Below are 3,972 nucleotides of genomic sequence, written 5' to 3'. Positions count from 1 at the left end.
GTTCAGGGCGGGCTCTTCTGACGAACCCTCCGCACGGATACCTCTGACGGATCCCGCTGACGGATCCCGCTGACGGATTCGTTCAACGGATTCCTCTGACGGCCTCATCGGCAGACTCACAGAGTCCGTCCGCATCGCCCACTGCTTCCCCAGACGATCGCACCCGCATGCCCAAGCGCCTGATCAGTGTGGTGGGACGGCGGGCGGGGCTGAGAGGTGCCTGTGTGTTTCTCAGGGAAATCACAGGTTGTGGAAAGGGCGCTCTCAGAGGGGGGCGCCATGGTTCCAGCATGACCACGACCTCGCCCCAGGGGCGCACCGAACTGCTGAGGCCGGACGGGAGCCCTGTCCGAGTGCTGGTGGTGGACGACGAGCTGTCGATCACCGAGCTGCTGTCCATGGCCCTCCGTTACGAGGGCTGGCAGATCCGCAGCGCGGGTGACGGGCAGGGGGCGGTGCAGACTGCACGTGAGTTCCGGCCCGACGCGGTCGTCCTCGACATGATGCTGCCGGACATGGACGGGCTGGCCGTTCTCGGACGGCTGCGGCGGGAGCTGCCCGAGGTGCCGGTTCTCTTCCTGACCGCCAAGGACGCGCTCGAGGACCGTATCGCCGGGCTCACCGCAGGCGGGGACGACTATGTCACCAAACCGTTCAGCCTCGAAGAGGTCGTCGCGCGGCTGCGCGGGCTCATACGGCGTTCCGGCGCCGCCGACCGGCGTTCCGACTCCGTGCTGGTCGTCGGGGACCTCACTCTCGACGAGGACAGTCACGAGGTGTCGCGGGCCGGGCAGGACATCCATCTCACCGCCACCGAGTTCGAGTTGCTGCGCTTCCTGATGCGCAACCCGCGGCGCGTGCTCAGCAAGGCGCAGATCCTCGACCGCGTGTGGTCGTACGACTTCGGCGGCCAGGCCAACGTCGTCGAGCTCTACATCTCCTACCTGCGCCGGAAGATCGACGCCGGGCGCGAGCCGATGATCCACACCCGGCGCGGCGCCGGTTACCTGATCAAGCCCGCGGCGTCATGAGCGGACGACGACGGTCGCGTACGCAGGGGCTGAGGCGGGAACGCCGGCCGCGCACGCTGCGGACCCGGCTGGTCGTCTCCGCGGTGGCGCTCATCGCGGTGGTGTGCGCCGTCATCGGGACGGTGACCACCCTCGCGCTGCGCTCACATCTGTACGAACAGCTGGGCACCAAGATCGAGGACGTCGCCAAGCGCACCGACGGGCCCAAGCCGCCCGCGGGCCTCCCCGTACCCCTCCCGAGCGGCACCGGCACCGGCACCGACACCCCGACGACGGACGGCAAACTCCTGTTCGTGACAAAGGGCGGGTCGCCGGAGAACACCATCGGCGCCCTGGTGGAGAACGGCACCATCGTCAAGGGAGTCGTCTCCGAGCTCGCGAGCTCCAGCACCGGCCAGCAGCAGGACATGGAGGCCGTCACGCTGAGCAGGGCGGACCTCACCGCGCTCGCCCAGGTCCCGCGCGACGGCAAGGCACACTCGGTCGCCCTTCCCGACCAGGGTGAATACCAGGTCATCTTCCACACCAGCCGCAGCGGCGACACCTTCTACGTGGGCCTGCCCACCGAGTCCGTCACCAGCACCGTCAACACCCTGATCCTCGTCGAGGTCAGCGTCACCGCCGCAGGTCTCGTGGCCGCGGGCATCGCCGGCTCCGTGCTCGTCGGAGTCGCCCTGCGCCCCCTGCGTAAGGTGGCCGCCACCGCGACCCGGGTATCCGAACTCCCCCTGCACACCGGCGAGGTGACCCTCAACGAGCGGGTCCCCGAGTCCGAGACCGACCCCCACACGGAGGTCGGCCAGGTCGGCACGGCCCTCAACCGCATGCTCGACCACGTCCACGGCGCCCTGCACGCACGTCAGCAGAGCGAGACACGGGTACGGCAGTTCGTCGCGGACGCCAGCCATGAACTGCGGACGCCGCTCGCGTCCATCCGCGGATACGCCGAGCTGACCAGACGCGGCAGGGAGGAGATCGGGCCCGACACCCGGCACGCGCTCGGGCGGATCGAGTCCGAGTCGGGGCGTATGACGCTCCTCGTGGAGGATCTGCTGCTGCTCGCGCGGCTCGACGCGGGGCGGCCGCTGCAGTTCGAGCAGACCGATCTCATCCCGCTCGTCGTGGACACCATCAGCGACACACGGGCCGCAGGCCGCGACCACAACTGGCGGCTCGACCTGCCCGACGAACCCGCGCTCGTGTCGGCCGACGCCGCACGGCTCCAACAGGTCCTCGTCAACCTGCTCGCGAACGCGCGCACGCACACACCACCCGGTACGACCGTCACCGCGCGCGTGCAGCGGCGCGGGCCGTGGATGTGCGTGGACGTCGAGGACGACGGGCAGGGCATCCCGGCGGAGCTGCTCCCGCACGTCTTCGAACGGTTCGCGCGCGGCGACTCCTCGCGCTCCCGGGCCTCCGGGTCGACCGGTCTGGGCCTCGCCATCGTGCAGGCCGTGGCGAGCGCGCACGGCGGTGCCGTGACCGTCGACAGCGTTCCCGGGCGGACCGTCTTCACGGTTCATCTGCCCGCCCTCGCCAGGCCGTTGCCCTCGCTCGACCGGGCAACGAACTGGGCAACAAACCGGCAGTCGGACTCACAGGCACAGCACAGCGTCACCACACGGGTACAACAGGGGGCCTGACAAGAGTCGTCTCCATGCGAACCGACTCTTCTCCCGGCAATCTGCCGGCGCGGGAGCACCTCCCGGCCGGAGATGCCGGTACGCCTGTCCTGGACGTAGTGATCCCCGTCTACAACGAGGAGAAGGACCTCCAGCCGTGCGTCCGCCGACTGCACGAGCACCTGACGCGCACGTTCCCGTACGCGTTCCGCATCACGATCGCGGACAACGCGTCGACGGACACCACCCCGCAGGTGGCCGCACGGCTGGAGGCGGAGCTCCCCGAGGTCACGTCCTTCCGGTTGGAGCAGAAGGGGCGCGGGCGGGCCCTGCGGACGGTGTGGTCCGCGTCCGACGCGCCGGTCCTCGCCTATATGGACGTGGACCTGTCCACCGACCTCAACGCGCTGCTGCCGCTGGTGGCGCCACTGATCTCGGGGCACTCCGACCTCGCGATCGGTTCCCGGCTCGCCCGCTCCTCGCGGGTGGTGCGCGGCCCCAAGCGGGAGTTCATCAGCCGCGCGTACAACCTCATCCTCCGCGGCTCGCTGCAGGCCCGCTTCTCGGACGCCCAGTGCGGCTTCAAGGCCATACGACGTGACGTCGCCCAGCTGCTGCTGCCGCTGGTGGAGGACACCGGCTGGTTCTTCGACACCGAGATGCTGGTCCTCGCCGAGCGCGCGGGCCTGCGGATCCACGAGGTGCCGGTCGACTGGGTCGACGACCCGGACTCGACGGTGCACATCGTGAGGACCGCCACCGACGACCTCAAGGGGGTCTGGCGGGTGGGCAAGGCCCTGGCCGGCGGCTCACTGCCGCTGGACCGGCTCGCCCGGCCCTTCGGGGACGACCCCCGCGACCGCGACATCCAGGGCGTGCCGCGCGGCCTCGCCCGTCAGCTCCTTGGCTTCTGCGTCGTGGGCGGTCTGTCGACCCTCTTCTACCTGCTGCTCTACACCGGTTTCCGGCCGTTCATGGGCTCGCAGTTCGCCAACGCGCTCGCCCTGCTCGTCTCGGCGATCGCCAACACCGCGGCCAACCGGCGGCTGACCTTCGGCGTCCGCGGCCGGGACCGCGCCGTGCGGCACCAGGCCCAGGGCCTCGTGGTGTTCGGCATCGGGCTCGCCCTCACCAGCGGCTCGCTCGCCGCCCTGAACGCGGCGACAAGCAGCCCCTCGCACTCCACGGAACTGGCGGTCCTCATCGCCGCCAACCTCGCGGCGACGGTGCTGCGGTTCCTGCTCTTCAGGGCGTGGGTGTTTGCCGACCGGCGTGACGGGGGTCCGGGGGGTCCGGGAGGCCCTGAGGGCCCGGGG

The 3,972-nt window shown here is 70.3% G+C and carries 3 protein-coding genes; all 3 read left to right on the top strand.

Annotation, left to right across the window (positions count from 1 at the left end; translation table 11 throughout):
- The first annotated feature begins 290 nt into the window (after window positions 1–290).
- Window positions 291–1,031, top strand: a complete 741-nt coding sequence (locus tag FPZ41_RS45375; protein WP_152870636.1) for a response regulator transcription factor — start codon at window positions 291–293, stop codon at window positions 1,029–1,031.
- On the top strand, window positions 1,028–2,677 hold the full coding sequence (locus FPZ41_RS45370; protein WP_152870635.1) for a sensor histidine kinase: 1,650 nt from the start codon (window positions 1,028–1,030) through the stop codon (window positions 2,675–2,677). The genes FPZ41_RS45375 and FPZ41_RS45370 overlap by 4 nt, the downstream gene beginning before the upstream one ends.
- 14 nt (window positions 2,678–2,691) lie before the next feature.
- A partial coding sequence (locus FPZ41_RS45365; RefSeq protein WP_152870633.1) for a bifunctional glycosyltransferase family 2/GtrA family protein occupies window positions 2,692–3,972 on the top strand: 1,281 nt, incomplete at its 3' end.

The organism is Streptomyces acidicola, from assembly GCF_009377235.1.
In the GTDB taxonomy this organism is placed as follows: domain Bacteria; phylum Actinomycetota; class Actinomycetes; order Streptomycetales; family Streptomycetaceae; genus Streptomyces; species Streptomyces acidicola.
Note: the sequence above shows the minus strand (reverse complement) of the source record. Positions and strands in the feature narration are given on the sequence as shown.